Raw genomic sequence first — 23,228 nt, forward strand, 5'->3', positions numbered from 1 at the left:
CTGGTACGGACAGGAATGCCCCCGGGGACACCGAATCGCCCCGGCGGGGACCGAAGAATGCAGAGCGGAGTCGGATGATGCGTACGCGCCCGCTGAAGGTGGCGTTGCTGGGCTGTGGTGTGGTGGGCTCCGAGGTGGCGCGCATCATGACGACGACGGCCGACGACCTCGCCGCGCGCATCGGCGCCCCGGTGGAGCTCGCGGGCATCGCGGTCCGGCGGGCCGGGCGCCCCCGCCCCGGGGTGCCCGAGCACCTGCTCACCACCGACGCCGAGGCCCTGGTCGGCCGCGGCGACATCGACGTGGTGATCGAGGTCGTGGGCGGCATCGAGCCGTCCAAATCGCTGATCCTGAAAGCCTTCGAGGGCGGCGCCTCGGTGGTCTCCGCCAACAAGGCGCTGCTCGCCAAGGACGGCGCCGAACTGCACGCCGCGGCCGCCGCGGCCGGTGCCGACCTCTACTACGAGGCCGCCGTGGCCGGCGCCATCCCGCTGCTGCGCCCGCTGCGCGAGTCGCTGGCCGGCGACAAGGTGAACCGGGTGCTGGGCATCGTCAACGGCACCACCAACTTCATCCTCGACAAGATGGACACCACCGGCGCCGGGTACTCCGAGGCGCTGGAGGAGGCCACCGCGCTGGGCTACGCCGAGGCCGACCCGACCGCCGACGTGGAGGGCTTCGACGCCGCCGCGAAGGCCGCCATCCTGGCCGGGATCGCGTTCCACACCAAGGTGACCGCCGCCGACGTCTACCGCGAGGGCATCACCGAGGTCACCGCCGCCGACATCGCCTCCGCCAAGCAGATGGGCTGCGTGGTCAAGCTGCTGGCGATCTGCGAGCGCGCCGCCGACGGCGCCTCGGTCACCGCCCGGGTCCACCCGGCGATGATCCCGCTCAGCCACCCGCTGGCCTCCGTCCGCGAGGCCTACAACGCGGTGTTCGTGGAGGCCGAGGCGGCCGGCCGGCTGATGTTCTACGGCCCCGGCGCGGGCGGCTCGCCGACCGCCTCCGCGGTCCTCGGCGACCTGGTCGCGGTCTGCCGCAACAAGGTCAACGGCACCACCGGCCCCGGCGACTCGGTCTACGCCCAGCTGCCCGCCAAGCCGATGGACGAGGTGGTCACCCGCTACCACGTCAGCCTCGACGTGGACGACCGGGCCGGCGTGCTCGCCCAGGTCGCGTCGGTCTTCGCCGAGCACGGCGTCTCCATCGACACCGTGCGCCAGCAGGGCCGCGACGGCGACGCCGCGCTCGTCGTGGTCACCCACCGCGCCACCGACGCCGCCCTCTCGGCGACGGTCGACAAGCTCCGCGCACTGGACAGCGTGCGCGACGTGGCCAGCATCATGCGGGTCGAAGGGGAGTAGGAAACCATGAACGCCCTTGCCGGAAACGCTGCCCGAGGCGTCCACACCCACCAGTGGCGCGGCCTCATCGAGGAGTACCGCGACCGCCTCCCGGTCACCGCCGCCACGCCGGTGGTCACCCTGCTGGAGGGCGGCACGCCGCTCGTCCCCGCCCAGGTGCTCTCCGAGCGCACCGGCTGCGACGTCTACCTCAAGGTCGAAGGCGCCAACCCGACCGGCTCCTTCAAGGACCGCGGGATGACCATGGCCATCTCCAAGGCCAAGGAGGACGGCGCCCAGGCCGTCATCTGCGCCTCCACCGGCAACACCTCCGCCTCCGCCGCCGCCTACGCGGTGCGGGCCGGCATGGTGTCCGCGGTGCTCGTCCCGCAGGGCAAGATCGCCCTCGGCAAGATGGGCCAGGCGCTGGTGCACGGCGCGAAGATCCTCCAGGTCGACGGCAACTTCGACGACTGCCTGACGCTCGCCCGCGAACTCTCCGAGAAGTACCCGGTCGCCCTGGTCAACTCGGTCAACCCGGTGCGCATCGAGGGCCAGAAGACCGCCGCCTTCGAGATCGTCGACATGCTCGGCGACGCTCCCGACATCCACGTCCTCCCGGTCGGCAACGCCGGCAACATCACCGCCTACTGGAAGGGCTACCGCGAGTACGCGGCGGACGGCCTCTCCTCGAGGACCCCCCGGATGTGGGGCTTCCAGGCGTCCGGCTCCGCGCCCATCGTGGACGGCGCCCCGGTGCTCAAGCCGCAGACCATCGCCACCGCGATCCGGATCGGCAACCCGGCCTCCTGGGACTACGCGCTGGCCGCCCGGGACGAGTCCGGCGGCCTCATCGACAAGGTGACGGACCGCCAGATCCTGTCCGCCTACCGGCTGTTGGCCGCGCAGGAGGGCGTCTTCGTGGAGCCCGCCTCGGCCGCCTCGGTGGCCGGCCTGCTCGCCAAGGCCGAAGCCGGACTGGTCGACCCCGGCCAGCGGATCGTCTGCACCGTCACCGGGAACGGCCTCAAGGACCCGGACTGGGCGGTGGCCGGCGCGCCCCAGCCGCAGATCGTCCCGATCGACCCGGAGGCGGCCGCCCGCCGCCTCGGCCTGCTGGACTGACCCCGCGTCAACACGGCGAGCGGCAGCCCCGGTCCGGGTCTGCCGCTCGCCGCCGCTTTCAGGTCATCCGACCGGCGCTTTTCCGCTGCTTGTGGCAACACGGAAGATCCGGGCCGAGCAGGGTGTACCGCTCTGGAACCTCTCTTCGATACGCTGGACCCCGGCGGGCCGCGCCACGCTGCGCGCTCCCTTCGACCACCCCGCCGCCGTACCACCCCAGGCCCCGTCGTCCGGGCCGCCCCCACTTTTCAGGAGTGTCCACCGCATGGCCGGTCCCGCGTTCCGCGCCGCCGCCGTCCGGGTCCGCGTCCCCGCGACCAGCGCCAACCTCGGCCCCGGCTTCGACGCTTTCGGCCTCGCCCTCGGCCTCTACGACGACGTCGTGGTCCGGGTCGCCGACTCCGGCCTGAGCGTGGACATCGCCGGCGAGGGCGCCGACACCCTGCCCCGCGACGAGCGCCACCTGCTGGTCCGCTCGCTGCGGGCCGCCTTCGACCGGCTCGGCGGCCAGCCCCGCGGCCTCGAAGTGGTCTGCGCCAACCGGATACCGCACGGCCGCGGCCTGGGCTCCTCGTCCGCCGCGATCTGCGCCGGCATCGTCGCCGCCCGCGCCGTCACCATCGGCGGCGCCTCCGCCCTGGGCGACGACGCGCTGCTCGCCCTCGCCTCCGAGCTGGAGGGCCACCCCGACAACGTCGCGGCCTGCCTGCGCGGCAACTTCACCGTCGCGTGGACCGAGGACGGCACCGCGCACACCATCACGCTCGACCCGTCCGACCGGGTGGTTCCGGTCGTGTTCGTGCCCTCCACCGAGGTGCTCACCGAGACGGCCCGCGGTCTCCTCCCCAAGACCGTCCCGCTCGCCGACGCCGCCGTCAACGCCGGCCGCGCCGCCCTGCTGGTCGAGGCGCTCACCCGCCGCCCCGAACTGCTGCTCACCGCCACCGAGGACCGCCTGCACCAGGACTACCGGGCCTCCGCCATGCCGGACAGCGCCGCCCTGGTCGCCGCGCTGCGCGCCGAGGGCGTGCCCGCCGTCATCTCGGGCGCCGGACCGACGGTGCTCGCGCTCACCGACGAGGCCGGCGCGGAGAAGCTGCTGAACTTCGCGGGGCCGCAGTTCGCGGCGCACCGGCTGGAGCTCGACCGCACCGGCGCGACCGTTCTGCCGCTCGACATGTGAGACGGACACGATTGACAAGCAAAGGGCTGGGGAATGTGTCAGGGGGTCGGTAGTGTTAACCTCATTGCTGCACCAGATGCCCTCCGGGGCCCGGTGCGACGCATCCCGATCCCGTTCCCCCGTCCGCACGGGGGCCGGAAGCTCGGGATCACGATTCTCCGGGAGCCCGCCACACCGCGTACGCAGCCTGCCTGCGCGATTGAGGCCCATCCCGAAGCCGTGACGGCACCAGACTCCCACCCGCAGCCTCTGCACTGAGGCCTGGCCGGGCGGGGCCCGAACTGCCGCCGCGCGACGGGGGCCCGGGCATCAACAGGCGCAGCGAGGTCGGCACGAGTACCGGCCGTCCGCGCCACTTCGCACCACAGTGCACCGCACTTCGCAGCTCCCCGGAAGGACCAGCCTTCCGCGGGAATCCAGCCCCTGACCAGCGCACAGAGATGCTGGACAGGACAGCACAACCGGTCGCCGTGCCAGACAGGCCGACGTCCGCTCCAGGGAAGGACCCTTAGTGAGCGACACCACCGATCTGATGGGCGCGCGCCCGGACGCCGAGGCGTCGGACGCTGCCGCCGCCCCCGCGGCTCCGGCGCGACGCCGTCGTACCGCTGCCGCCGGCCTGGACGGCCTGGTCCTGGCCGAGCTCCAGAAGCTCGCCTCGACCCTCGGGATCAGCGGTACCGGACGCATGCGCAAGAGCCAGCTGATCGAGGCCATCAAGGAGAAGAGCGGCGGAGACCCGCTGCTCGCGGGCGGCTCCGCCCCCGCCGCTCCGGCCGCCAAGAAGGCCGCCAAGTCGGCCGCTCCCGCCGCCGAGGCCGCTCCGGCCGCCGACGAGCAGGGCGAAGCGGCCCCGCCGCGGGCGGCCCGCCGCGCCCGCACCGCCGCCGCCACCGAGCCGCAGCCGCAGGCCCAGATCGAGATCCCGGTCCAGGCCGCCGCCGAGACCGCGGCCGCCGCCGCCCGCACCGAGCGCCCGCGCCGCCGGGCCACCGCCGCCGCCGGCGCGCCGACCGCCGAGGCCGCGGGCAGCACCGCGACCGCCGAGCAGGCCCAGCCGGCCGCCGAGGCCAAGGCCGAGGGCCAGCGTCCGGCCGCCGAGGGCGACGGCCGTTCCGAGCGCCGCGAGCGCCGGGACCGCCGCGAGCGCCGCGACGGCGGCGAGCGCACCGAGCGTTCCGAGCGCACCGAGGCCGCCGCGGCCGAGGGCGACAACGAGATCCGCGAGTCCCGCCGGGACCGCCGCAACCGCCGCGAGCGCGACCGCGCCGACCGGCAGCAGGGCGGCCAGCAGCAGGACGGCGGCCAGTCCCGCCAGCAGGGCCAGCAGCAGGGCCAGCAGCAGGGCGGCGGCGCCCAGCAGCAGGGCGGCTACGACGACGACGAGTTCGGCGACGGCCGCCGCGGCCGCCGCGGCCGCTACCGCGACCGCCGGGGCCGCCGCCGTGACGGCTTCGAGGGCCAGGGCGGCCCCGAGGTCCCGCTGAGCGACGACGACGTCCTGATCCCGGTCGCGGGCATCCTGGACATCCTCGACAACTACGCCTTCGTCCGGACCTCCGGCTACCTGCCCGGCCAGAACGACGTCTACGTCTCGCTGGCCCAGGTCCGCAAGCACGGCCTGCGCAAGGGCGACGCCATCACCGGCGCCGTCCGGCAGCCGAAGGACGGCGAGCGCCGCGAGAAGTTCAACGCCCTAGTGCGCCTGGACTCCGTCAACGGCATGGACCCGGACAGCGGCCGCGGCCGTCCCGAGTTCGGCAAGCTGACCCCGCTGTACCCGCAGGAGCGGCTGCGCCTGGAGACCGACCCGGGCGTGCTGACCACCCGGATCATCGACCTGGTGTCGCCGATCGGCAAGGGCCAGCGCGGTCTGATCGTGGCCCCGCCGAAGACCGGCAAGACCATGATCATGCAGGCGATCGCCAACGCGATCACCCACAACAACCCCGAGTGCCACCTGATGGTCGTCCTGGTCGACGAGCGTCCGGAAGAGGTCACCGACATGCAGCGGTCGGTGAAGGGCGAGGTCATCTCCTCGACCTTCGACCGCCCGGCCGAGGACCACACCACCGTCGCCGAGCTCGCCATCGAGCGCGCCAAGCGCCTGGTGGAGCTGGGCCACGACGTGGTGATCCTGCTGGACTCCATCACCCGCCTGGGCCGCGCCTACAACCTGGCCGCGCCCGCCTCCGGCCGCATCCTGTCCGGTGGTGTCGACTCGACCGCGCTGTACCCGCCGAAGAAGTTCTTCGGCGCCGCGCGCAACATCGAGAACGGCGGCTCGCTGACCATCCTGGCCACCGCGCTGGTCGACACCGGCTCGCGGATGGACGAGGTGATCTTCGAGGAGTTCAAGGGCACCGGCAACATGGAGCTCAAGCTCGACCGGAAGCTCTCGGACAAGCGCATCTTCCCCTCCGTCGACGTGGACGCCTCCGGCACCCGCAAGGAGGAGATCCTGCTCGGCCACGAGGAGCTGGCGATCGTCTGGAAGCTCCGCCGGGTGCTGCACGCCCTGGACTCGCAGCAGGCGATCGAGCTGCTGCTGGACAAGATGAAGCAGACCAAGTCGAACGCCGAGTTCCTGATGCAGATCGCCAAGAACACCCCCGGTTCCGGCGACTGACCGCAGCAAGTCCGCTCCGAGGCCCCGTACCGCTCCGCGCGGTGCGGGGCCTCGGGCTTTTCTCATGTCCGGCGCAGAACCGGCTCGTCCTACCGGCGCGTCACTTATGCTCGAAAGGTCGCACTCCAGGTGAAATGAGGCGATATGGCCGAGCACCGGAAGGGCCGCACCCCGCGCCGCCGCGGGCTGCGGATCGCGCTGTTCGCGCTGGCCGCGGTGGTGCTGGTGGCCGTCGGCCTGGGCGGACTCGCCTACTGGAAGCTGAACCGCAACCTGCACGGCGTCGACATCTCCGGGCAGCTGGGCAGCGCCCGCCCGCCGGCCTCCACCGACGGCTCGTTCAACCTGCTGGTGCTCGGCTCGGACTCGCGGGCCGGCGCCAACGGCGCGCTGGCCGGCGGCAGCACCGGCGACACCGCCCGCTCGGACACCGCGATGGTGGTGCACGTCAACCAGACGCACACCGCGGCCTCGGTGGTCTCGATACCGCGCGACACCCTGGTGGCCCGCCCCGCCTGCACCGGCACGGACGGCAAGCCGGTCCCCGCGGTCCGCAGCGCGATGTACAACTCGGCGTTCGAGGTCGGCGGCCCGGCCTGCGCGGTGAAGACCACCGAGCAGCTCACCGGCATGCGGATGGACCACTTCGTCGAGGTGGACTTCGCCGGCTTCGCCGCGCTGATCGACGCGATCGGCGGGGTGGACGTCACCACCACGGTGCCGATAAGCGACCAGGACAGCGGACTCCGACTGGCGGCCGGCACCCACCACCTGGGCGGGCAGCAGGCGCTGGCGTTCGTCCGCACCCGGCACGGCGTCGGCGACGGCAGCGACCTGGGGCGGATCGAGCTCCAGAAGGAGATGGTGAAGGCCGTGCTGGGCCGGATCGACACGCTCGGCCTGGCCACCGACCCGGTCGCGATGTGGAACCTCGGCGACAAGCTGACCAAGTCCCTGACCACCGACTCCGACCTGGCCTCGGTCAGCTCGCTGGTGGGCCTGGCGCAGACCCTCAAGCAGATCGGGCCGGAGCAGCTCACCATGGTCACCCTGCCGGTGGCGTACGCCCCCAGCGACCCCAACCGGGTGGTCCCCAGGACCGCGGAGGCCCAGCAGCTGTGGGCGGCGCTGCGGGCCGACCAGCCGGTGCCGAGCACCGTGCTCGCCCAGCAGCCGACCAACCCGGCGGAGGCCTCGCCGTCCGCCGCGGCCTCCCGCGGCAGCGGCGCGGAGGCGCTCCTCGGGGGCGCGGAATAGCACGCTCCGGCTCCCGGTTTGGGAAGAAGCGGGCAGTGCTGGCACACTGGTCCGTCGGTCCCGGTTCACGTGCGGATGTCCATGTCCGCCGACCCGGTGCCCTCCCGATCAGCTAGGAGAATCCGTTGAAGTCCAACGTTCACCCGGAGTACGTGGTCACCAAGGTGACCTGCACCTGCGGCAACGAGTTCACCACTCGCTCGACCGAGACCAGCGGTGAGATCCGCGCCGAGGTCTGCTCGAACTGCCACCCGTTCTACACCGGCAAGCAGAAGATTCTGGACACCGGTGGCCGCGTGGCCCGCTTCGAGGCGCGCTTCGGCAAGAAGCTCTCCGGCAACAAGTCGGCCTAGCGCTTCCACGGCGCCGGTCTCGGGCGTTCTCGTGTACTCCACGGGGGCGTCCGGGCCGGCGCCGTTCGCGTCTCTCCCCGCACCACCCCTGTTCGGCACTCACGGAAGTAGGACCACCCGATGTTCGAGGCAGTCGAAGAGCTCCTCGTCGAGCACGCCGACCTCGAAAAGAGGCTGGCCGACCCGTCCGTGCACGCCGACCAGGCGAACGCGCGCAAGCTGGCCAAGCGGTACGCCGAGCTGACTCCGATCACCCGGACCTACCTGGCCTGGAAGCAGACCGGCGAGGACATCGCCGCCGCGCGCGAACTCGCCGCCGAGGACCCGGACTTCCTCGCCGAGGCGAAGGCGTCCGAGGCCCGCCGGGACGAGCTGACCGAGGAGCTGCGGCTGCTGCTGGTCCCGCGCGACCCCAATGACGACAAGGACGTCATCCTGGAGGTCAAGGCCGGCGAGGGCGGCGAGGAGTCCGCGCTGTTCGCCGGCGACCTGCTGCGGATGTACCTGCGGTACGCGGAGCGGGTCGGCTGGAAGACCGAGATCATCGACGCCAACGAGTCCGACCTCGGCGGCTACAAGGACGTCTCGGTGGCCGTGAAGACCAAGGGCAGCACGGAGCCCGGCCACGGCGTCTGGGCGCAGCTGAAGTACGAGGGCGGCGTGCACCGCGTGCAGCGGGTGCCGGCGACCGAGTCGCAGGGCCGCATCCACACCTCCGCCGCGGGCGTGCTGGTCACCCCGGAGGCCGAGGAGGTCGAGGTGGAGATCCACGCCAACGACCTGCGGATCGACGTCTACCGGTCCTCCGGTCCGGGCGGGCAGTCGGTCAACACCACCGACTCCGCGGTCCGGATCACCCACCTGCCGACCGGTATCGTGGCGTCCTGCCAGAACGAGAAGAGCCAGCTGCAGAACAAGGAGCAGGCGATGCGCATCCTGCGTTCGCGGCTGCTGGCCGCCGCGCAGGAGGAGGCCGAGCGGGAGGCGTCCGACGCCCGCCGCAGCCAGGTGCGCACCGTGGACCGCTCCGAGCGGATCCGGACGTACAACTTCCCGGAGAACCGCATCTCCGACCACCGCACCGGCTTCAAGTCGTACAACCTGGACCAGGTGCTGGACGGCGACCTGAACGCGGTGATCCAGTCCTGTGTGGACGCCGACGCCGCGGCCAAGCTGGCCGCCGCGCAGGAGAACTGAGCCTAAGGGGCCCGAGGGATGAACCTGCTGCTCGCCGAGGTGGCCCAGGCCACCCAGCGCCTGGCCGCGGCCGGGGTGCCCTCGCCGCGCTTCGACGCGGAGGAGCTGGCCGCGCACGTCCACGGGGTGAAGCGCAGCCAGCTGCACACCGTGCCGGACGGCGACTTCGACGCCCGGTACTGGGAGGCGATCTCCCGCCGCGAGCAGCGCGAGCCGCTGCAGCACATCACCGGGCGCGCGTTCTTCCGCTACCTCGAACTGGAGGTCGGCCCCGGGGTGTTCGTGCCCCGGCCGGAGACCGAGTCGGTGGTCGAGTGGGCGATAGACGCGGTCCGGGCGATGGACGTCGCCGAGCCGCTGGTGGTCGACCTGTGCACCGGCTCCGGCGCGATCGCGCTGGCCCTCGCGCAGGAACTGCCGCGCTCCACGGTGCACGCGTTCGAGCTCGACGAGGGCGCGCTCGCGTACACCCGCCGCAACATCGAGGCCAGCCCCGACCGGGCCCGGGTCCACCTGCACCAGGGCGACGCCACCAAGGCGTTCGCCGACGACCGGGCCTGGGACGGCCGGTTCGACCTGGTGATCAGCAACCCGCCGTACATCCCGCTCACCGAGTGGGAGTACGTCGCGCCCGAGGCCCGCGACCACGACCCGCAGATGTCGCTGTTCTCCGGTGAGGACGGCCTGGACACCATCCGCGGCATCGAACGGGTCGCCGCCCGGCTGCTGAAGCCCGGCGGCGCGGTGGTGATCGAGCACGCGGACACCCAGGGCGGCCAGGTGCCGTGGATCTTCCGCGAGGAGAGCGGCTGGACGGACGCCGCCGACCACCGGGACCTCAACAACCGCCCCCGCTTCACCACGGCCCGGAAAGCGTCGCTGTGACCTTCGGGACGCCGCACGACCGCGCCTCGCTGCAGACCACCACTGATGTCACCGGAAGGGGATTGCTCCGATGAGCCGCCGATACGACTGCTCCGACGCCCAGGACCGCGCCAGCGGGCTGCGCGAGGCCGCCACCGCGATCCGCCGCGGGGAGCTGGTCGTGGTGCCGACCGACACGCTGTACGGCATCGCCGCGGACGCGTTCTCGCCGGAGGCGGTGGGCGCGCTGCTGGCCGCCAAGGGCCGCGGGCGGAACATGCCCTCGCCGGTGCTGGTCGGCTCGCCGACCACCCTGCACGGGCTGGTCACCGACTTCTCCGAGCAGGCCTGGGAACTGGTGGACGCGTTCTGGCCGGGCGGCCTGACCCTGGTGGCCCGTCACCAGCCCTCGCTGCGCTGGGACCTCGGCGAGACCCGCGGCACCGTCGCGGTCCGGATGCCGCTCCACCCGGTCGCGCTGGAGCTGCTGAACACCACCGGCCCGCTCGCGGTGTCCTCCGCCAACAAGACCGGCGGCCCGTCCCCGTCGACCTGCGACGCCGCCGAGGAGCAGCTCGGCGACGCGGTGTCGATCTACCTCGACGGCGGGACGGCCGACTACGCCACGGCCTCGACCATCGTCGACGTCACCGGCAAGGTGCCGGTGGTGCTGCGGGCGGGCGCGATCAGCGTCGAGCAGCTGAGGGAGGTCGCTCCGGACGTCGAGGCCGGCAGTTGACCGCCGTCCCGTTGTACGGAGCGGGCAGTGCCCTGGCGCCGTTCCCGGCGCCCGGGCCGGTCCCGCTGGACACCTTCCGGATCCTGTTCGTCTGCACCGGCAACATCTGCCGCTCGCCGATCGCCGAGCGGCTCGCCCGGCTGGAGCTGGACTCCCGGCTGGGCGCCCCGGTGGGCCGCCGGATCGTGGTGGAGAGCGCCGGCACCTGGGGCCACGAGGGCGCGCCGATGGAGGCGCACGCGGCCACCGTGCTCGGCGAGTACGGCGCGGACAGCGCGGACTTCGCCGGCCGGGAGTTGCTCGACGAGCACGTGATCGACGCCGACCTGGTGCTGACCGCGACCCTGGACCACCGTGCGCAGGTGATCTCGATGGGGCACGCGGCGGGTCTGCGCACCTTCACGCTGAAGGAGTTCACCCGGCTGGTGCAAAGGGTCGATCCGCGGACCCTGCCGGACCCCCGGGAGGGCGCGCGGCTGACCGAACGCGCCCGCGCGCTGGTCCGCTCGGCCGCCGCCCTGCGCGGCTGGCTGCTGGCCGCCTCCCCGGAATCGGACGAGCTGAGGGACCCGTACGGGGCGCCGATCGGCATGTTCCGCAACTGCGGCGAGGAGATATTCGACGCGCTGGACCCGGTGGTGACCGCACTGACCGGCGTGGACCGGTGAGTTGAGCGCCCTCCACTAAAGTTTCGGTGGAGGATTTGTGAAGTCCGCGTGCGCGGGCGATGCAGGTCGGCGGCCGGCAACCGGAAAGGCCCAGTCCCGCGTGTGCGGGCGGGCCCGCCGGGAGGGGCCGACCTACGCTGGAGGAATCTCCGCCCGCACCGGCCCCCGGCCCCCGGCCGGGGGACCACCCACCCGGGAGTCCACCATGACGGTCGCCGATGCCCCCTCGACCCACTGGCAGGCCGTCGAGGCCCTCCGCGCGGCCGACCCGCTGATCGCCGACCTGCTCACCGCGGAGGACGAGCGCCGGGCCGACTCCCTGCAACTGCTGGCCGGCGAGAACCTGGCCACCCCCGCCGTGCTGGCCGCCCTGGCGGGCCCGCTGGTCGACAAGTACGCCGAGGGCTACCCGGGCCGCCGCCACCACACCGGCTGCGCCCCCGCCGACACCGTCGAGCTGCTGGCGATCGACCGGGCCCGCGAGCTGTTCTCCGCCCCGCACGCCAACGTCCAGCCCCGGTCCGCCACTTCGGCGGTGCTGGCGGCCTACGCGGCGCTGCTGCGGCCGGGCGACGCGGTGCTGGCGATGTCGCTGGAGCACGGCGGCCACCTGAGCGCCGGCTCGCGGGCCAACTTCTCCGGCCGCTGGTTCCAGTTCCACGGCTACGGGGTGCGCGAGGAAGACGGCCTGATCGACCTGGAGCAGGTCCGCCGGCTGGCCCTGGAGCACCGGCCGAAGGCGATCGTCGCGGGCGGCATCTCCTACCCGCGGCACCTCGACTGGGCCGCCTTCCGGGAGATCGCCGACGAGGTGGACGCCTACCTGATCGCCACCGCCGGGCAGACCGCCGGCCTGGTCGCGGCCGGCGCCGCGCCCTCCCCGGTGCCGTACGCGGACGTCACGGTGGTGGCCACCCACAAGCTGCTGCGCGGCCCGCGCGGCGGCCTGCTGCTGTGCGGCGACGAGCTGGCGGACCGGATCGACCGGGCGGTGTTCCCGTTCTGCCAGGGCGGCGCGGCGATGAACGAGGTGGCCGCCAAGGCGGTCGCGCTGGCCCAGGCCGCCACCCCCGGGTTCGCCGAGTACGTCCACCGGGCGGTGGACGGGGCCCGGGCGCTGGCCGCCGCGCTGGCCGCCGCGGGGGCCGCGCCGCTCACCGGCGGCACCGACACCCACCTGGTGACCGCCGAGGTCGGCTCCCTCGGCCTGACCGGCGTGGAGGCCGAACGCCGTTGCGCCGCAGCCGGGTTGATGCTCGGCCGGTGCGCCGTCCCGTACGACCCGGCGCCGCCCACCGAGACCTCCGGGATCCGGCTGGGGACGGGCGGGTGCGCCGCCCAGGGGATGGGGGAGTCCGAGCTCGGCGAGGTCGGCGAGCTGCTCGGCCGGGTGCTCTCCGGGGCCGCCGCGGAGCCGGTCCGGGCCCGGGTCCGGGAGCTGGCGCGGGCCTTCGCCGGGCGCCGCTGAACGATCGGCGGCCGCGGAGGCGAACCGCGATGCGGGGGCCGGGCGTCGGAGTCAATAAGGTGTGCACCGTGGCGACGCACCTCGAACCCCGAACCTGCGCGGGAGTACCCTGCGTACTCGACCGTCGGACCGCGACCCTGGAGGCCAGTGGTGCGTGAGTATCTGCTGGTCCTGTTCGTCTCGGCGGCGGTGACCTACCTGCTGGTCAGCCCGGTGCGCAAGTTCGCGATCGCGGCCGGCGCGATGCCCGCTGTCCGGGCGCGTGACGTGCACCGCGAACCGACCCCGCGACTGGGCGGCATCGCGATGTTCGGCGGCCTGCTGGCCGGCCTGCTGGCGGCGTCCCAACTCACCAACCTGGGGCGGCTGTTCGTGCAGAGCGCGGACGTCAAGGCGCTGCTGTCCGGGGCCGGGATCATGTTCGTGCTGGGCGTCCTCGACGACAAGTGGGGCGTCGACGCGCTGGTGAAGCTCGGCGGTCAGATGATCGCGGCCGGCGTGATGGTCTGGCAGGGCGTCACGGTGATCTCCATCCCGGTGCCCGGGTACGGCCCGGTCGCGGTGACCCCGACCCAGGGCATGATCATCTCGGTCACGCTGGTGGTCGTCATGGTGAACGCGGTGAACTTCATCGACGGCCTGGACGGCCTGGCGGCGGGCATGGTGTGCATCGCCGCGATCGCGTTCTTCCTGTACTCGTACCGGCTCTGGCTGGGCTACGGCGTCAACGACGCCGCGCCGGCCGCGCTGTTCACCGCCGTGCTGATCGGCATGTGCCTGGGCTTCCTGCCGCACAACCTGCACCCGGCGCGGATCTTCATGGGCGACTCCGGCTCGATGATGCTCGGCCTGATGCTGGCCGTCGCCGCGATCTCCATCACCGGCCGCGTCGACCCCGACCTGGTCTCCGCCCGGACGGGTTCGCAGACCCTCGCCGTGCACGCCCTGGTGCCGATCTACATCCCGCTGCTGCTGCCGCTGACCGTGATCGCGCTGCCGCTGGCGGACCTGCTGCTGGCCGTGGTGCGCCGCACCTGGGCGGGCAAGTCGCCGTTCGCGGCGGACAAGCAGCACCTGCACCACCGGCTGCTGGAGGTCGGGCACTCGCACAGCCGGGCCGTGCTGATCATGTACTTCTGGGCCGCGCTGATCGCCTTCGGCACCGTCGCGGTCTCGGTCACCAACACCGGCCGCACCGTGGTCCTCACCATGGCGGGCCTCTGCCTGGTCGGCCTCGCGGTGCTGCTGATGCCGCGCTTCCGGCCGCGCGCCCCGAAGGCCGTCCAGCCGTTCGTGCCGCCCCGCTACCGCAGCGGCGAGCGGGACGCCGGGCAGGCCGCGGCGGAGGGCGTCGAGACGCCCGCGATGGCCGAGCTGTCGGCCGAGGACAAGGCCCTGCTGGGGCGGATCGGAACCGGCGCGACGGCGGCCGGCCGGCGGGGCGACCAGCAGTCCTGACGCGGCGTCAACTCCCGCCGGGCCGTTCGGATGCACCCGTTCGGCGGCACCGGTGGGCCAGTGGTGTGACAGGTGCCACACGTTCATGGTAAAGCTCTCATCAAATAGTTTGTGATACCGTTCACGAGTACCGAGAACACGCCGAAAGACCTGACAGGTGGAGGACTTCCGTCCCTGGTCGGTCTCCCTCGACAGGCTCGCCCTCAACGGCGGTCCGCGGCGTGGTCCTCGCCCAAGTACTTCCGCCCCTTGCCGCCGACATGCCGCCGGAGCTGCCGACATGCCGTCCCACGACGCCCGGATCCTCCGTGGCGCCGCAATTCCCACTGCGGCCGCCGGAGTGATCGCCATGGTGATCTCCTTCGCCGTCGCCCAGGGGAAGGGGCTGCTCGGCGCACTGCTCGCGACCGTGGTGGTGCTGGGCTTCTTCAGCTTCGGGCAGGTCGCGCTCGACCGCCTGACCCGGAACAACCCGCAGATCATGATGGCCGCCGCACTGATGGTCTACACGACCCAGATCGTCGCGATCGGCATCCTGCTCGCGGTGGCCAAGCACCTGACGTTCTTCGACCGAAAGGTCTTCGGGTTCACCCTGCTCGGACTCGCGATCATCTGGACCGCGTTCCAGGTGCGGGGTGCGCTGAAGGCGAAGATCTATTACGTGGAACCCGACGGCAAGCCGAAATCAGGGCGTCAACCGTGAGCGGGGCACACTGTCCCCCTCGCGAGGGGGGCGGTGTTTATGCCCTCCTGACGGGCTGCTATCGTCCGTCCCAACGGCGGAGTACGGGAAGCGGCCAGGTCCCTCCGAGAATCGGACGGATCGCCCCCCGGCTCCACGAAGCTTTCGAAGATCCCGCGGCGTGGATGTGCGCCGCGCGGGGTCCGCGAGAAATCCAACTAGTTCCAGTGCCGCACCGTGGCCGCAGGCCACGCCGACACACCGAGGTTGCCGTAACCATGCGTCAGAACGAAGGAGTCTGTGGTGGGTGCTGACGTCCAGCTCGCCTCCGAGGCCGGTTGCCACTTCGACTCCGGCTGCGGCTTCCCCGCCCCCGGCCTGAACGAGTTCGACTTCAAGCCGATCTTCACGGTCGGCGGCGTCGACTTCAACAAGCCGATGCTGCTGTCGATCATCTGTGCGCTGCTGGTGGTCGGCTTCTTCTGGGCCGCGTTCGCCAAGCCGAAGCTGCTCCCGGGCAAGCTCCAGCTGGTCGGCGAGATCGGGTACGACTTCGTGAAGCGGAGCATCGTGCTCGAGACGATCGGCAAGAAGGGCGAGAAGTACGTCCCGATGCTGGTCTCGATGTTCTTCTTCGTGTGGATCATGAACATCATGTCCATCATCCCGTTCGCCCAGTTCCCGGTGGCGTCGAAGATCGCCTTCCCCGCCGGGCTCGCGCTGGTCGTGTGGATCACCTACATGTCGCTGACCTTCAAGAAGCACGGCTTCGTCGGCGGCATGAAGAACCTCTGCTGGCCGTCCGGCATCCCCGGCTGGGTCATGTTCATCCTGGTGCCGATCGAGTTCTTCTCGAACATCTTCGTGCGCCCCTTCACCCTCGCGGTCCGAGCCTTCGCCAACATGTTCGCCGGTCACCTGCTGATCGTCGTCTTCTCGGTGGCCTCGTGGTACCTGCTGAGCCCCACCATCGGCGCCCTGTACGGCTCCGTGTCCTTCGTGGTGGCCGTCGGTCTGACCGCCTTCGAGCTGCTGGTGCAGTTCCTGCAGGCGTACATCTTCGTGATGCTCGCCAGCAGCTACATCGCCGGTGCCCTGGAAGAGGCGCACTGAGCCCCGCGGCTCCGGCCGCGCCCTTGAACTCCCGGTGGCCAACACCCACCGGTATCCCATCCCCGCAAAGGATTAGCTGAGATGTCCGCTCTCGCTGAGGTTTCCGGTTCCGTCGCGTCCATCGGCTACGGCCTCGCCGCCATCGGCCCCGGCATCGGCGTCGGTCTGATCTTCGGTAACGGCGTGCAGGCGATGGCCCGTCAGCCCGAGGCTGCCGGCCTGATCCGCTCCAACATGTTCATCGGCTTCGCCCTGACCGAGGCCCTCGCCCTGATCGGCATCGTCATGCCGTTCGTCTACGGCCAGTGAGCCAGGCGCACCGGTAGTCAATTCCGACGAAAGGTTCTGATATGACCCCCGAGGTTCTCCTCGCGGCTGAAGAGAAGATGAACCCTCTTCTCCCCGCGTGGCCCGAGGTCATCATCGGCCTGCTCTGCTTCTTCATCGTCTTCGGTCTTCTCGGCAAGAAGCTCCTCCCCAGCATCGAGAAGGTGCTGGAGGAGCGCCGCGACGCCATCGAAGGCGGCATGAAGCGCGCGGAGACCGCTCAGGCCGAGGCCCAGGCCCTGCTTGAGCAGTACCGTGCCGAGCTGGCCGAGGCGCGTCACGAGGCCGCCCGGATCACCGAGCACGCCCGTGAGCAGGGTGCTGTCCTGATCGCCGAGATGCGCGAGGAGGGCCAGCGCCAGCGCGAGGCCATCGTCGCCGCCGGCCACGCGCAGATCGACGCCGACAAGAAGCAGGCGACCGCCGCCCTGCGCCAGGACGTGGGCTCGCTGGCCTCCCAGCTGGCGTCCCGCATCGTCGGTGAGTCCCTGGAGGACCACGCCCGCCAGAGCGGTGTCATCGACCGCTTCCTGGACGAGCTGGAGTCCAAGGCCGCCGCTGCCCAGGGTGCGGCCAAGTGATCGGCGCGAGCCGCGAGGCACTCGCCGCCGGTCGCGAGAACCTCGAGAGCCTGACCGACAACACCTCGGTGGACGCGGCCAAGCTCGCCGAGGAACTCGCCGCCGTCACCGCGCTGCTGGACCGCGAGGTCTCGCTGCGCCGCGTGCTGACCGACCCGTCCCGGTCCGGTCAGGACAAGGCCCAGCTGGTCTCCTCGCTGCTGGCCGGTCAGGTCTCCGGCGAGACCGTCGACCTGGTCTCCGGCCTGGTGCGCTCGCGCTGGTCGGGTTCGCGTGACCTGGCCGACGCGGCCGAGCAGCTGACCTCGTACGCCGAGGTCATCGCCGCCGACAAGGCCGGCGCGCTGGACGACGTCGAGGACGAGCTGTTCCGGTTCGGCCGGGTGGTGGCGGGCTCGCACGAGCTGCGCGCCGCGCTGACCGAGCCCAAGGCCGACACCGCCGCCAAGACGGCGCTGATCCGCAAGCTCCTCGGCGGCAAGGCCAACGCGGGCACCGTCCGCCTGGTCACCAGCCTGGTCACCGTTCCCCGGGGTCGTAGCCTGGAGGGTGGCCTGGAGTCCTACTCCAAGCTCGCCGCCTCCCGGCGTGGCCGCGTGGTGGCCCAGGTCACCAGCGCCGTGCCGCTGTCGGACCGCCAGAAGGAGCGGCTCGCCGCTGCCCTGGCCGGCCTGCACGGCCGTCCGGTCCACCTGAACATCGACGTGGACCCCGAGGTCCAGGGCGGTGTCCGGGTGCAGATCGGCGACGAGGTCATCGACGGAACGGTCGCGAGCCGCCTCGAGGGCGCTCGTCAGGGCCTCGAAGGCTGAGCACCAGCACTATCCGACCCTCGGTCGGGCGTCGGTCCACACCAGGTGGGCCGGCAAAACGTACGGCCGGTTCACCCGACCCGGCCGAGAGTCGAGCACTTGCGGCCCTCAATGGCGGGCCGAGGATCGCAAACTAGGAGAGCAGGGAAGCCTGATGGCGGAGCTTACGATCCGTCCGGAGGAGATCCGGGACGCGCTGGCCGACTTTGTCCAGTCGTACCAGCCGGACGCCGCTTCTGTGGAAGAGGTCGGCAAGGTCACTGACGCTGCGGACGGCATCGCGCATGTCGAGGGCCTGCCCTCGGTCATGGCGAACGAGCTGCTGAAGTTCGAGGACGGCACGCTCGGCCTCGCGCTGAACCTCGACACCCGCGAGATCGGTGTCGTCATCCTCGGTGAGTTCGGCGGCATCGAAGAGGGCCAGACCGTGCGCCGCACCGGCGAGGTCCTCTCGGTTCCGGTCGGCGACGGCTACCTCGGCCGCGTCGTGGACCCGCTGGGCAACCCGATCGACGGCCTGGGCGACATCGCCTCCACCGGCCGTCGCGCCCTGGAACTGCAGGCCCCCGGCGTCATGGCCCGGAAGTCGGTCAAGCAGCCGCTGCAGACCGGCATCAAGGCCATCGACGCGATGACCCCGATCGGCCGCGGCCAGCGCCAGCTGATCATCGGTGACCGTCAGACCGGCAAGACCGCCGTCGCCGTCGACACCATCATCAACCAGCGCGACAACTGGCGTTCGGGCGACCCGGAGAAGCAGGTCCGCTGCATCTACGTCGCCGTGGGCCAGAAGGGCTCCACCATCGCGTCCGTCCGCGGCGCCCTGGAGGAGGCCGGCGCGCTGGAGTACACCACCATCGTGGCTGCTCCCGCCTCCGACCCGGCCGGCTTCAAGTACCTCGCCCCGTACACCGGTTCGGCCATCGGCCAGGAGTGGATGTACGACGGCAAGCACGTCCTGATCATCTTCGACGACCTGTCGAAGCAGGCCGAGGCCTACCGCTCCGTCTCCCTGCTGCTGCGCCGCCCGCCGGGCCGCGAGGCCTACCCGGGTGACGTCTTCTACCTGCACTCCCGCCTGCTGGAGCGCTGCGCCAAGCTGAACGACGCCCTCGGCGGCGGCTCGATGACCGGTCTGCCGATCATCGAGACCAAGGCCAACGACGTCTCGGCGTACATCCCGACCAACGTCATCTCCATCACCGACGGCCAGTGCTTCCTGGAGTCCGACCTGTTCAACGCCGGCATCCGCCCGGCCGTGAACGTCGGCATCTCGGTCTCCCGCGTCGGTGGCTCCGCCCAGATCAAGGCCATGCGCTCGGTCGCCGGCCGTCTGCGCCTGGACCTGGCCCAGTACCGCGAGCTGGAGGCGTTCGCCGCCTTCGGTTCCGACCTGGACTCGGCCTCCAAGGCCCAGCTGGAGCGCGGCGCCCGCATGGTCGAGCTGCTGAAGCAGGGTCAGTACCAGCCGTTCCCGGTCGAGGAGCAGGTCGTCTCGATCTGGGCCGGCACCACCGGTCAGCTGGACGACGTCCCGGTCGCCGACATCCGCCGCTTCGAGCGCGAGTTCCTGGACCACGTGCGCCTGGAGCACAAGGGCATCCTGGCCGGCATCGTCGAGACGGGCCTGCTGGAGCAGGGCACCATCGACGCGCTGACCTCGGCCATCACCGGCTTCAAGCAGGGCTTCACCACCGCGGACGGCAAGCTGCTGTCTGAGCAGGCCTGAGTCCGGTAGCGAGGGAAAGGACGTAACGACCCATGGGAGCACAGCTTCGGGTCTACAAGCGCCGCATCCGCTCCGTCACCGCGACGAAGAAGATCACCAAGGCGATGGAGATGATCTCCGCGTCGCGCATCGTCAAGGCGCAGCGCGCGGTGGCCGCCTCCACTCCGTACGCCGATGAGCTCACCCGTGCGGTGACCGCGGTGGCCACCCGGTCCAACGCGAAGCACCCGCTGACCACCGAGAACCCGAACGCCACCCGCGCCGCCGTGCTGCTGATCACGGCGGACCGCGGCCTGGCGGGCGGCTACTCGACCAACGCCATCAAGCAGTCCTTGGCGATCTCCGCCAAGCTCCGCGAAGAGGGCAAGGAAGTGGTCACCTACATCGTCGGCCGCAAGGGCGTCGGCTACTACGGGTTCCGCAACCTCGCGGTCGCGAACTCGTGGACCGGCTTCTCGGACAAGCCGACCTACGGGGACGCGAAGGCCGTCGCGGCGGACCTCATCGAGGCCTTCACCGCGGAGACCGGCGGCGTGGACGAGCTGCACCTGGTGTCGACCGAGTTCGTGTCGATGCTGACGCAGACCGCCGTGGACGCCCGCCTGCTGCCGCTGAAGCTCGACGAGGTCGAGCTCAGCGACAAGTCGCCGGCGAAGAACGAGATCTTCCCGCTGTACGACTTCGAACCGTCGGCCGAGGGCGTTCTCGACGCCCTGCTGCCGCGGTACGTCGAGAGCCGGATCTACAACGCTCTCCTGCAGTCGGCCGCCTCCGAGCACGCCGCCCGTCGGCGTGCGATGAAGAGCGCGACGGACAATGCCGGCGAGCTCATCAAGTCGCTCACGCGGCTTGCCAACTCGGCCCGTCAGGCCGAGATCACCCAGGAAATCAGCGAGATCGTCGGTGGCGCCAACGCGCTGGCCGACGCTAGCGCGGGGAGCGAATGACTATGACCACCACTGTTGAGACCACGGCGACGGGCCGCGTCGCGCGGGTCATCGGCCCGGTCGTCGACGTGGAGTTCCCCGTCGACGCGATTCCGGACATGTTCAATGCCCTGCACGTCGAGGTGGACAACCCCGACGGTTCGGGCAAGAAGACCCTGACCCTCGAGGTTGCCCAGCACCTCGGCGACGGCCTGGTCCGCGGCATCTCGATGCAGCCGACCGACGGCCTGGTCCGCGGCTCGCAGGTCACCGACACCGGTGCGGCGATCTCCGTCCCGGTCGGCCAGATCACCAAGGGCAAGGTCTTCAACGCCCTCGGTGAGGTGCTGAACGTCGACAAGGCCGAGTTCGAGGCCTCCGTCGAGGTCAAGTGGCCGATCCACCGCAAGGCCCCGAACTTCTCCGAGCTCGAGTCGAAGACCGAGATGTTCGAGACCGGCATCAAGGTCATCGACCTGCTCACCCCGTACGTCCAGGGTGGCAAGATCGGTCTGTTCGGTGGTGCCGGTGTCGGCAAGACCGTTCTGATCCAGGAGATGATCTACCGCGTCGCCGAGAACTTCGGTGGTGTGTCGGTGTTCGCCGGTGTCGGTGAGCGCACCCGTGAGGGCAACGACCTCATCGACGAGATGGTCGACTCGGGCGTCCTGGACAAGACCGCGCTGGTCTTCGGCCAGATGGACGAGCCGCCGGGCACCCGTCTGCGCGTCGCGCTCTCCGCGCTGACCATGGCGGAGTACTTCCGCGACGTCGAGAAGCAGGACGTGCTCCTCTTCATCGACAACATCTTCCGGTTCACCCAGGCCGGTTCCGAGGTGTCGACCCTGCTCGGCCGCATGCCCTCCGCGGTGGGCTACCAGCCGAACCTGGCCGACGAGATGGGCCTCCTGCAGGAGCGCATCACCTCGACCCGCGGTCACTCGATCACCTCGATGCAGGCGATCTACGTCCCCGCGGACGACCTGACCGACCCGGCGCCGGCCACCACCTTCGCCCACCTGGACGCGACCACCGTTCTGTCGCGCCCGATCTCGGAGAAGGGCATCTACCCGGCCGTCGACCCGCTGGACTCCACGTCCCGCATCCTCGACCCGCGGTACATCGCGCAGACCCACTACGACACGGCCATCCGTATCAAGGGGATCCTGCAGAAGTACAAGGACCTGCAGGACATCATCGCGATCCTCGGCATCGACGAGCTGTCCGAGGAAGACAAGATCACGGTGCAGCGTGCCCGCCGCATCGAGCGCTTCCTCTCGCAGAACACCTACGTGGCGAAGCAGTTCACCGGTGTCGAGGGCTCGACCGTTCCGCTGTCGGAGACCATCGAGGCCTTCAACGCCATCGCGGACGGCAAGTACGACCACGTCCCGGAGCAGGCCTTCTTCATGTGCGGTGGCATCGACGACCTCGAGCGCAACGCCGCCGAGCTGCTGAAGAAGTAACCGCAGACCGGTCGCACGGCAGACCCAACCGTTGAGGGGTGGTTCCCGGCTCTCGTCGGGGGCCACCCCTCACCGCTGGATGTGCTGTGATCCCGGTCATTTACGGGCCCTTGGTTTCGTTCCGGGGGCGCGTGACCGTTATTCTTACCGAAACTGCCGAGAGCTCAGCCGCCCGTTCGCCCGGGTGGCCGAGGCCCGGCAAGAGCCAAGGAGCCCACGTTGGCTGAGCTGCACGTCGAGCTGGTCGCAGCCGACCGCAAGGTGTGGTCCGGTGCGGCCACCATCGTTGTTGCCCGTACGGCCTCCGGTGACACCGGCATCATGCCGGGTCACACCCCGGTGCTGAGCGTGCTGGAGACCGGCCCGGTCACCATCCGCACCGCCGACCAGGGCACCATCGTCGCCGCGGTGCACGGTGGCTTCATCTCGTTCGCCGACAACAAGCTGTCGATCCTCGCCGAGATCGCCGAGCTGGCCGACGAGATCGACGTCGCCCGCGCCGAGCGCGCGCTGGACAACGCCCGTACCGAGGCCGACGCGCACGCCGCGCGCCGCGCCGAGGTCCGTCTGATCGCCGCCGGCGGTCTGAAGGCGCACCACTGAGCCTGGTATGAGCGACGGTCCCGGGGACGCCTGGAGCGTGTCCTCGGGACTGTCGTATCAGTTGGTAGGAATGGGCGGCCGTCCTCGGCCGCCAACGGGGATGAAGGCAGCGAGGAGGTAGGTGAGCGTGGTCCTCGCCCTTGTGGTGTGCGCGTCGGTAGTGGTCCTCGCCATCGCGGGCCTGGTCGGCTTCGCGGTACGCCGCCGCCTCATCCAGCGGGTGGGCGGCACCTTCGACTGCTCCTACCGCCTGAAAATGCCCGCGGACGCCTCCACGCAGCCGGATCTCGACGAGAACGGCCAACCCACCTCGGCCCCGGTCCCGCAGACCGACGGCAAGGGGTGGGTTTTTGGTATCGGCCGGTACAGCGGCGACTCCATCGAATGGTTCCGGGTGTTCTCGTACGCCCCCCGGCCGCGCCGGGTGCTGCCGCGCACCGAGATCGAGGTGCTCGGCCGCCGCTACCCGCAGGGGCAGGAGGAACTCGCCCTGCTGTCCGGCTCGGTGGTGCTGCGCTGCCTGCACCGCGGCGCGCCGCTGGAGCTGGCGATGAGCGACGACGCGCTGACCGGCTTCCTGGCCTGGCTGGAGGCCGCCCCGCCCGGGCAGAGGGTCAACGTCGCCTGAATCCCCGGCGGCCTGAGCGCCCGTCAGAAGGTGACGCGGCTCGCACCGGTGGCCCCGGACGTGCGCGCTAGGCT

Annotated in this window: 22 protein-coding genes; all 22 read left to right on the forward strand. The window is 71.2% G+C overall.

The window, feature by feature from the left end; all coding sequences use genetic code 11:
• The first annotated feature begins 74 nt into the window (after positions 1-74).
• Positions 75-1,367 (forward strand): homoserine dehydrogenase, encoded by a 1,293-nt coding sequence (locus KCH_RS23650; RefSeq protein WP_035866108.1) that lies wholly within the window; start codon positions 75-77, stop codon positions 1,365-1,367.
• 6 nt (positions 1,368-1,373) lie between these two features.
• On the forward strand, positions 1,374-2,471 hold the full coding sequence (gene thrC, locus KCH_RS23655; RefSeq protein WP_051653393.1) for a threonine synthase: 1,098 nt from the start codon (positions 1,374-1,376) through the stop codon (positions 2,469-2,471).
• A 265-nt stretch (positions 2,472-2,736) separates the two neighbouring features.
• Complete coding sequence (thrB, locus tag KCH_RS23660) at positions 2,737-3,654, forward strand: homoserine kinase (RefSeq protein WP_035866115.1); 918 nt, start codon at positions 2,737-2,739, stop codon at positions 3,652-3,654.
• Between the two features lie 511 nt (positions 3,655-4,165).
• On the forward strand, positions 4,166-6,283 hold the full coding sequence (rho, locus tag KCH_RS23665) for a transcription termination factor Rho (protein WP_035866118.1): 2,118 nt from the start codon (positions 4,166-4,168) through the stop codon (positions 6,281-6,283).
• 144 nt (positions 6,284-6,427) lie between these two features.
• Positions 6,428-7,540, forward strand: a complete 1,113-nt coding sequence (locus KCH_RS23670; protein ID WP_035866121.1) for an LCP family protein — start codon at positions 6,428-6,430, stop codon at positions 7,538-7,540.
• A 125-nt stretch (positions 7,541-7,665) separates the two neighbouring features.
• Positions 7,666-7,893, forward strand: coding sequence for a 50S ribosomal protein L31 (rpmE, locus tag KCH_RS23675; protein WP_035866123.1), 228 nt, complete (start codon positions 7,666-7,668; stop codon positions 7,891-7,893).
• Between the two features lie 120 nt (positions 7,894-8,013).
• Positions 8,014-9,090 (forward strand): peptide chain release factor 1, encoded by a 1,077-nt coding sequence (prfA, locus tag KCH_RS23680; protein WP_035866126.1) that lies wholly within the window; start codon positions 8,014-8,016, stop codon positions 9,088-9,090.
• 18 nt (positions 9,091-9,108) lie between these two features.
• The gene (gene prmC, locus KCH_RS23685; protein WP_035866129.1) at positions 9,109-9,975 is read left to right on the forward strand and encodes a peptide chain release factor N(5)-glutamine methyltransferase; all 867 of its coding nucleotides are present in this window, start codon (positions 9,109-9,111) and stop codon (positions 9,973-9,975) included.
• A 70-nt stretch (positions 9,976-10,045) separates the two neighbouring features.
• Positions 10,046-10,693: an L-threonylcarbamoyladenylate synthase gene (locus KCH_RS23690; RefSeq protein WP_035866131.1), complete on the forward strand. Its 648-nt coding sequence runs from the start codon at positions 10,046-10,048 to the stop codon at positions 10,691-10,693.
• 32 nt (positions 10,694-10,725) lie between these two features.
• Positions 10,726-11,361, forward strand: coding sequence for an arsenate reductase/protein-tyrosine-phosphatase family protein (locus KCH_RS23695; RefSeq protein ID WP_051654028.1), 636 nt, complete (start codon positions 10,726-10,728; stop codon positions 11,359-11,361).
• A gap of 205 nt (positions 11,362-11,566) precedes the next feature.
• A complete protein-coding gene (locus KCH_RS23700; protein WP_035866136.1) occupies positions 11,567-12,829 on the forward strand; it encodes a serine hydroxymethyltransferase in 1,263 nt (420 codons plus the stop codon).
• A gap of 150 nt (positions 12,830-12,979) precedes the next feature.
• Complete coding sequence (locus KCH_RS23705) at positions 12,980-14,287, forward strand: MraY family glycosyltransferase (RefSeq protein ID WP_035873486.1); 1,308 nt, start codon at positions 12,980-12,982, stop codon at positions 14,285-14,287.
• A 280-nt stretch (positions 14,288-14,567) separates the two neighbouring features.
• A complete protein-coding gene (locus tag KCH_RS23710) occupies positions 14,568-14,990 on the forward strand; it encodes a Cg1360 family ATP-synthase-associated protein (protein WP_035866139.1) in 423 nt (140 codons plus the stop codon).
• Positions 14,991-15,272: 282 nt separating this feature from the next.
• Positions 15,273-16,082, forward strand: a complete 810-nt coding sequence (atpB, locus tag KCH_RS23715; RefSeq protein ID WP_035866142.1) for a F0F1 ATP synthase subunit A — start codon at positions 15,273-15,275, stop codon at positions 16,080-16,082.
• A gap of 81 nt (positions 16,083-16,163) precedes the next feature.
• On the forward strand, positions 16,164-16,391 hold the full coding sequence (gene atpE, locus KCH_RS23720) for an ATP synthase F0 subunit C (protein WP_014138091.1): 228 nt from the start codon (positions 16,164-16,166) through the stop codon (positions 16,389-16,391).
• A 41-nt stretch (positions 16,392-16,432) separates the two neighbouring features.
• Entirely contained in the window at positions 16,433-16,990 is a 558-nt protein-coding gene (locus KCH_RS23725) for a F0F1 ATP synthase subunit B (RefSeq protein WP_035866145.1), read from the forward strand.
• The gene (locus KCH_RS23730) at positions 16,987-17,802 is read left to right on the forward strand and encodes a F0F1 ATP synthase subunit delta (RefSeq protein WP_035866148.1); all 816 of its coding nucleotides are present in this window, start codon (positions 16,987-16,989) and stop codon (positions 17,800-17,802) included. The genes KCH_RS23725 and KCH_RS23730 overlap by 4 nt, the downstream gene beginning before the upstream one ends.
• A gap of 154 nt (positions 17,803-17,956) precedes the next feature.
• Complete coding sequence (atpA, locus tag KCH_RS23735; RefSeq protein WP_035866151.1) at positions 17,957-19,531, forward strand: F0F1 ATP synthase subunit alpha; 1,575 nt, start codon at positions 17,957-17,959, stop codon at positions 19,529-19,531.
• 32 nt (positions 19,532-19,563) lie between these two features.
• Positions 19,564-20,478: a F0F1 ATP synthase subunit gamma gene (locus KCH_RS23740; protein ID WP_035866152.1), complete on the forward strand. Its 915-nt coding sequence runs from the start codon at positions 19,564-19,566 to the stop codon at positions 20,476-20,478.
• 2 nt (positions 20,479-20,480) lie between these two features.
• Complete coding sequence (atpD, locus tag KCH_RS23745) at positions 20,481-21,923, forward strand: F0F1 ATP synthase subunit beta (RefSeq protein WP_035866155.1); 1,443 nt, start codon at positions 20,481-20,483, stop codon at positions 21,921-21,923.
• Positions 21,924-22,142: 219 nt separating this feature from the next.
• A complete protein-coding gene (locus tag KCH_RS23750; RefSeq protein ID WP_035866159.1) occupies positions 22,143-22,526 on the forward strand; it encodes a F0F1 ATP synthase subunit epsilon in 384 nt (127 codons plus the stop codon).
• 127 nt (positions 22,527-22,653) lie between these two features.
• Positions 22,654-23,154, forward strand: coding sequence for a DUF2550 domain-containing protein (locus tag KCH_RS23755; RefSeq protein ID WP_035866161.1), 501 nt, complete (start codon positions 22,654-22,656; stop codon positions 23,152-23,154).
• The last annotated feature ends 74 nt before the right edge of the window (positions 23,155-23,228 follow it).

The organism is Kitasatospora cheerisanensis KCTC 2395, from assembly GCF_000696185.1.
Classification (GTDB): domain Bacteria; phylum Actinomycetota; class Actinomycetes; order Streptomycetales; family Streptomycetaceae; genus Kitasatospora; species Kitasatospora cheerisanensis.

Bases quoted from the DNA above. Each gene is read 5' to 3' on its own strand.
- atpD (WP_035866155.1), top strand. From the start codon at position 20,481: ATGACCACCACTGTTGAGACCACGGCGACGGGCCGCGTCGCGCGGGTC.
- KCH_RS23740 (WP_035866152.1), top strand. From the start codon at position 19,564: ATGGGAGCACAGCTTCGGGTCTACAAGCGCCGCATCCGCTCCGTCACC.
- atpE (WP_014138091.1), top strand. From the start codon at position 16,164: ATGTCCGCTCTCGCTGAGGTTTCCGGTTCCGTCGCGTCCATCGGCTAC.
- atpA (WP_035866151.1), top strand. From the start codon at position 17,957: ATGGCGGAGCTTACGATCCGTCCGGAGGAGATCCGGGACGCGCTGGCC.
- prfA (WP_035866126.1), top strand. From the start codon at position 8,014: ATGTTCGAGGCAGTCGAAGAGCTCCTCGTCGAGCACGCCGACCTCGAA.
- thrB (WP_035866115.1), top strand. From the start codon at position 2,737: ATGGCCGGTCCCGCGTTCCGCGCCGCCGCCGTCCGGGTCCGCGTCCCC.
- prmC (WP_035866129.1), top strand. From the start codon at position 9,109: ATGAACCTGCTGCTCGCCGAGGTGGCCCAGGCCACCCAGCGCCTGGCC.
- KCH_RS23710 (WP_035866139.1), top strand. From the start codon at position 14,568: ATGCCGTCCCACGACGCCCGGATCCTCCGTGGCGCCGCAATTCCCACT.
- KCH_RS23670 (WP_035866121.1), top strand. From the start codon at position 6,428: ATGGCCGAGCACCGGAAGGGCCGCACCCCGCGCCGCCGCGGGCTGCGG.
- KCH_RS23690 (WP_035866131.1), top strand. From the start codon at position 10,046: ATGAGCCGCCGATACGACTGCTCCGACGCCCAGGACCGCGCCAGCGGG.
- thrC (WP_051653393.1), top strand. From the start codon at position 1,374: ATGAACGCCCTTGCCGGAAACGCTGCCCGAGGCGTCCACACCCACCAG.
- KCH_RS23650 (WP_035866108.1), top strand. From the start codon at position 75: ATGATGCGTACGCGCCCGCTGAAGGTGGCGTTGCTGGGCTGTGGTGTG.
- KCH_RS23700 (WP_035866136.1), top strand. From the start codon at position 11,567: ATGACGGTCGCCGATGCCCCCTCGACCCACTGGCAGGCCGTCGAGGCC.
- KCH_RS23725 (WP_035866145.1), top strand. From the start codon at position 16,433: ATGACCCCCGAGGTTCTCCTCGCGGCTGAAGAGAAGATGAACCCTCTT.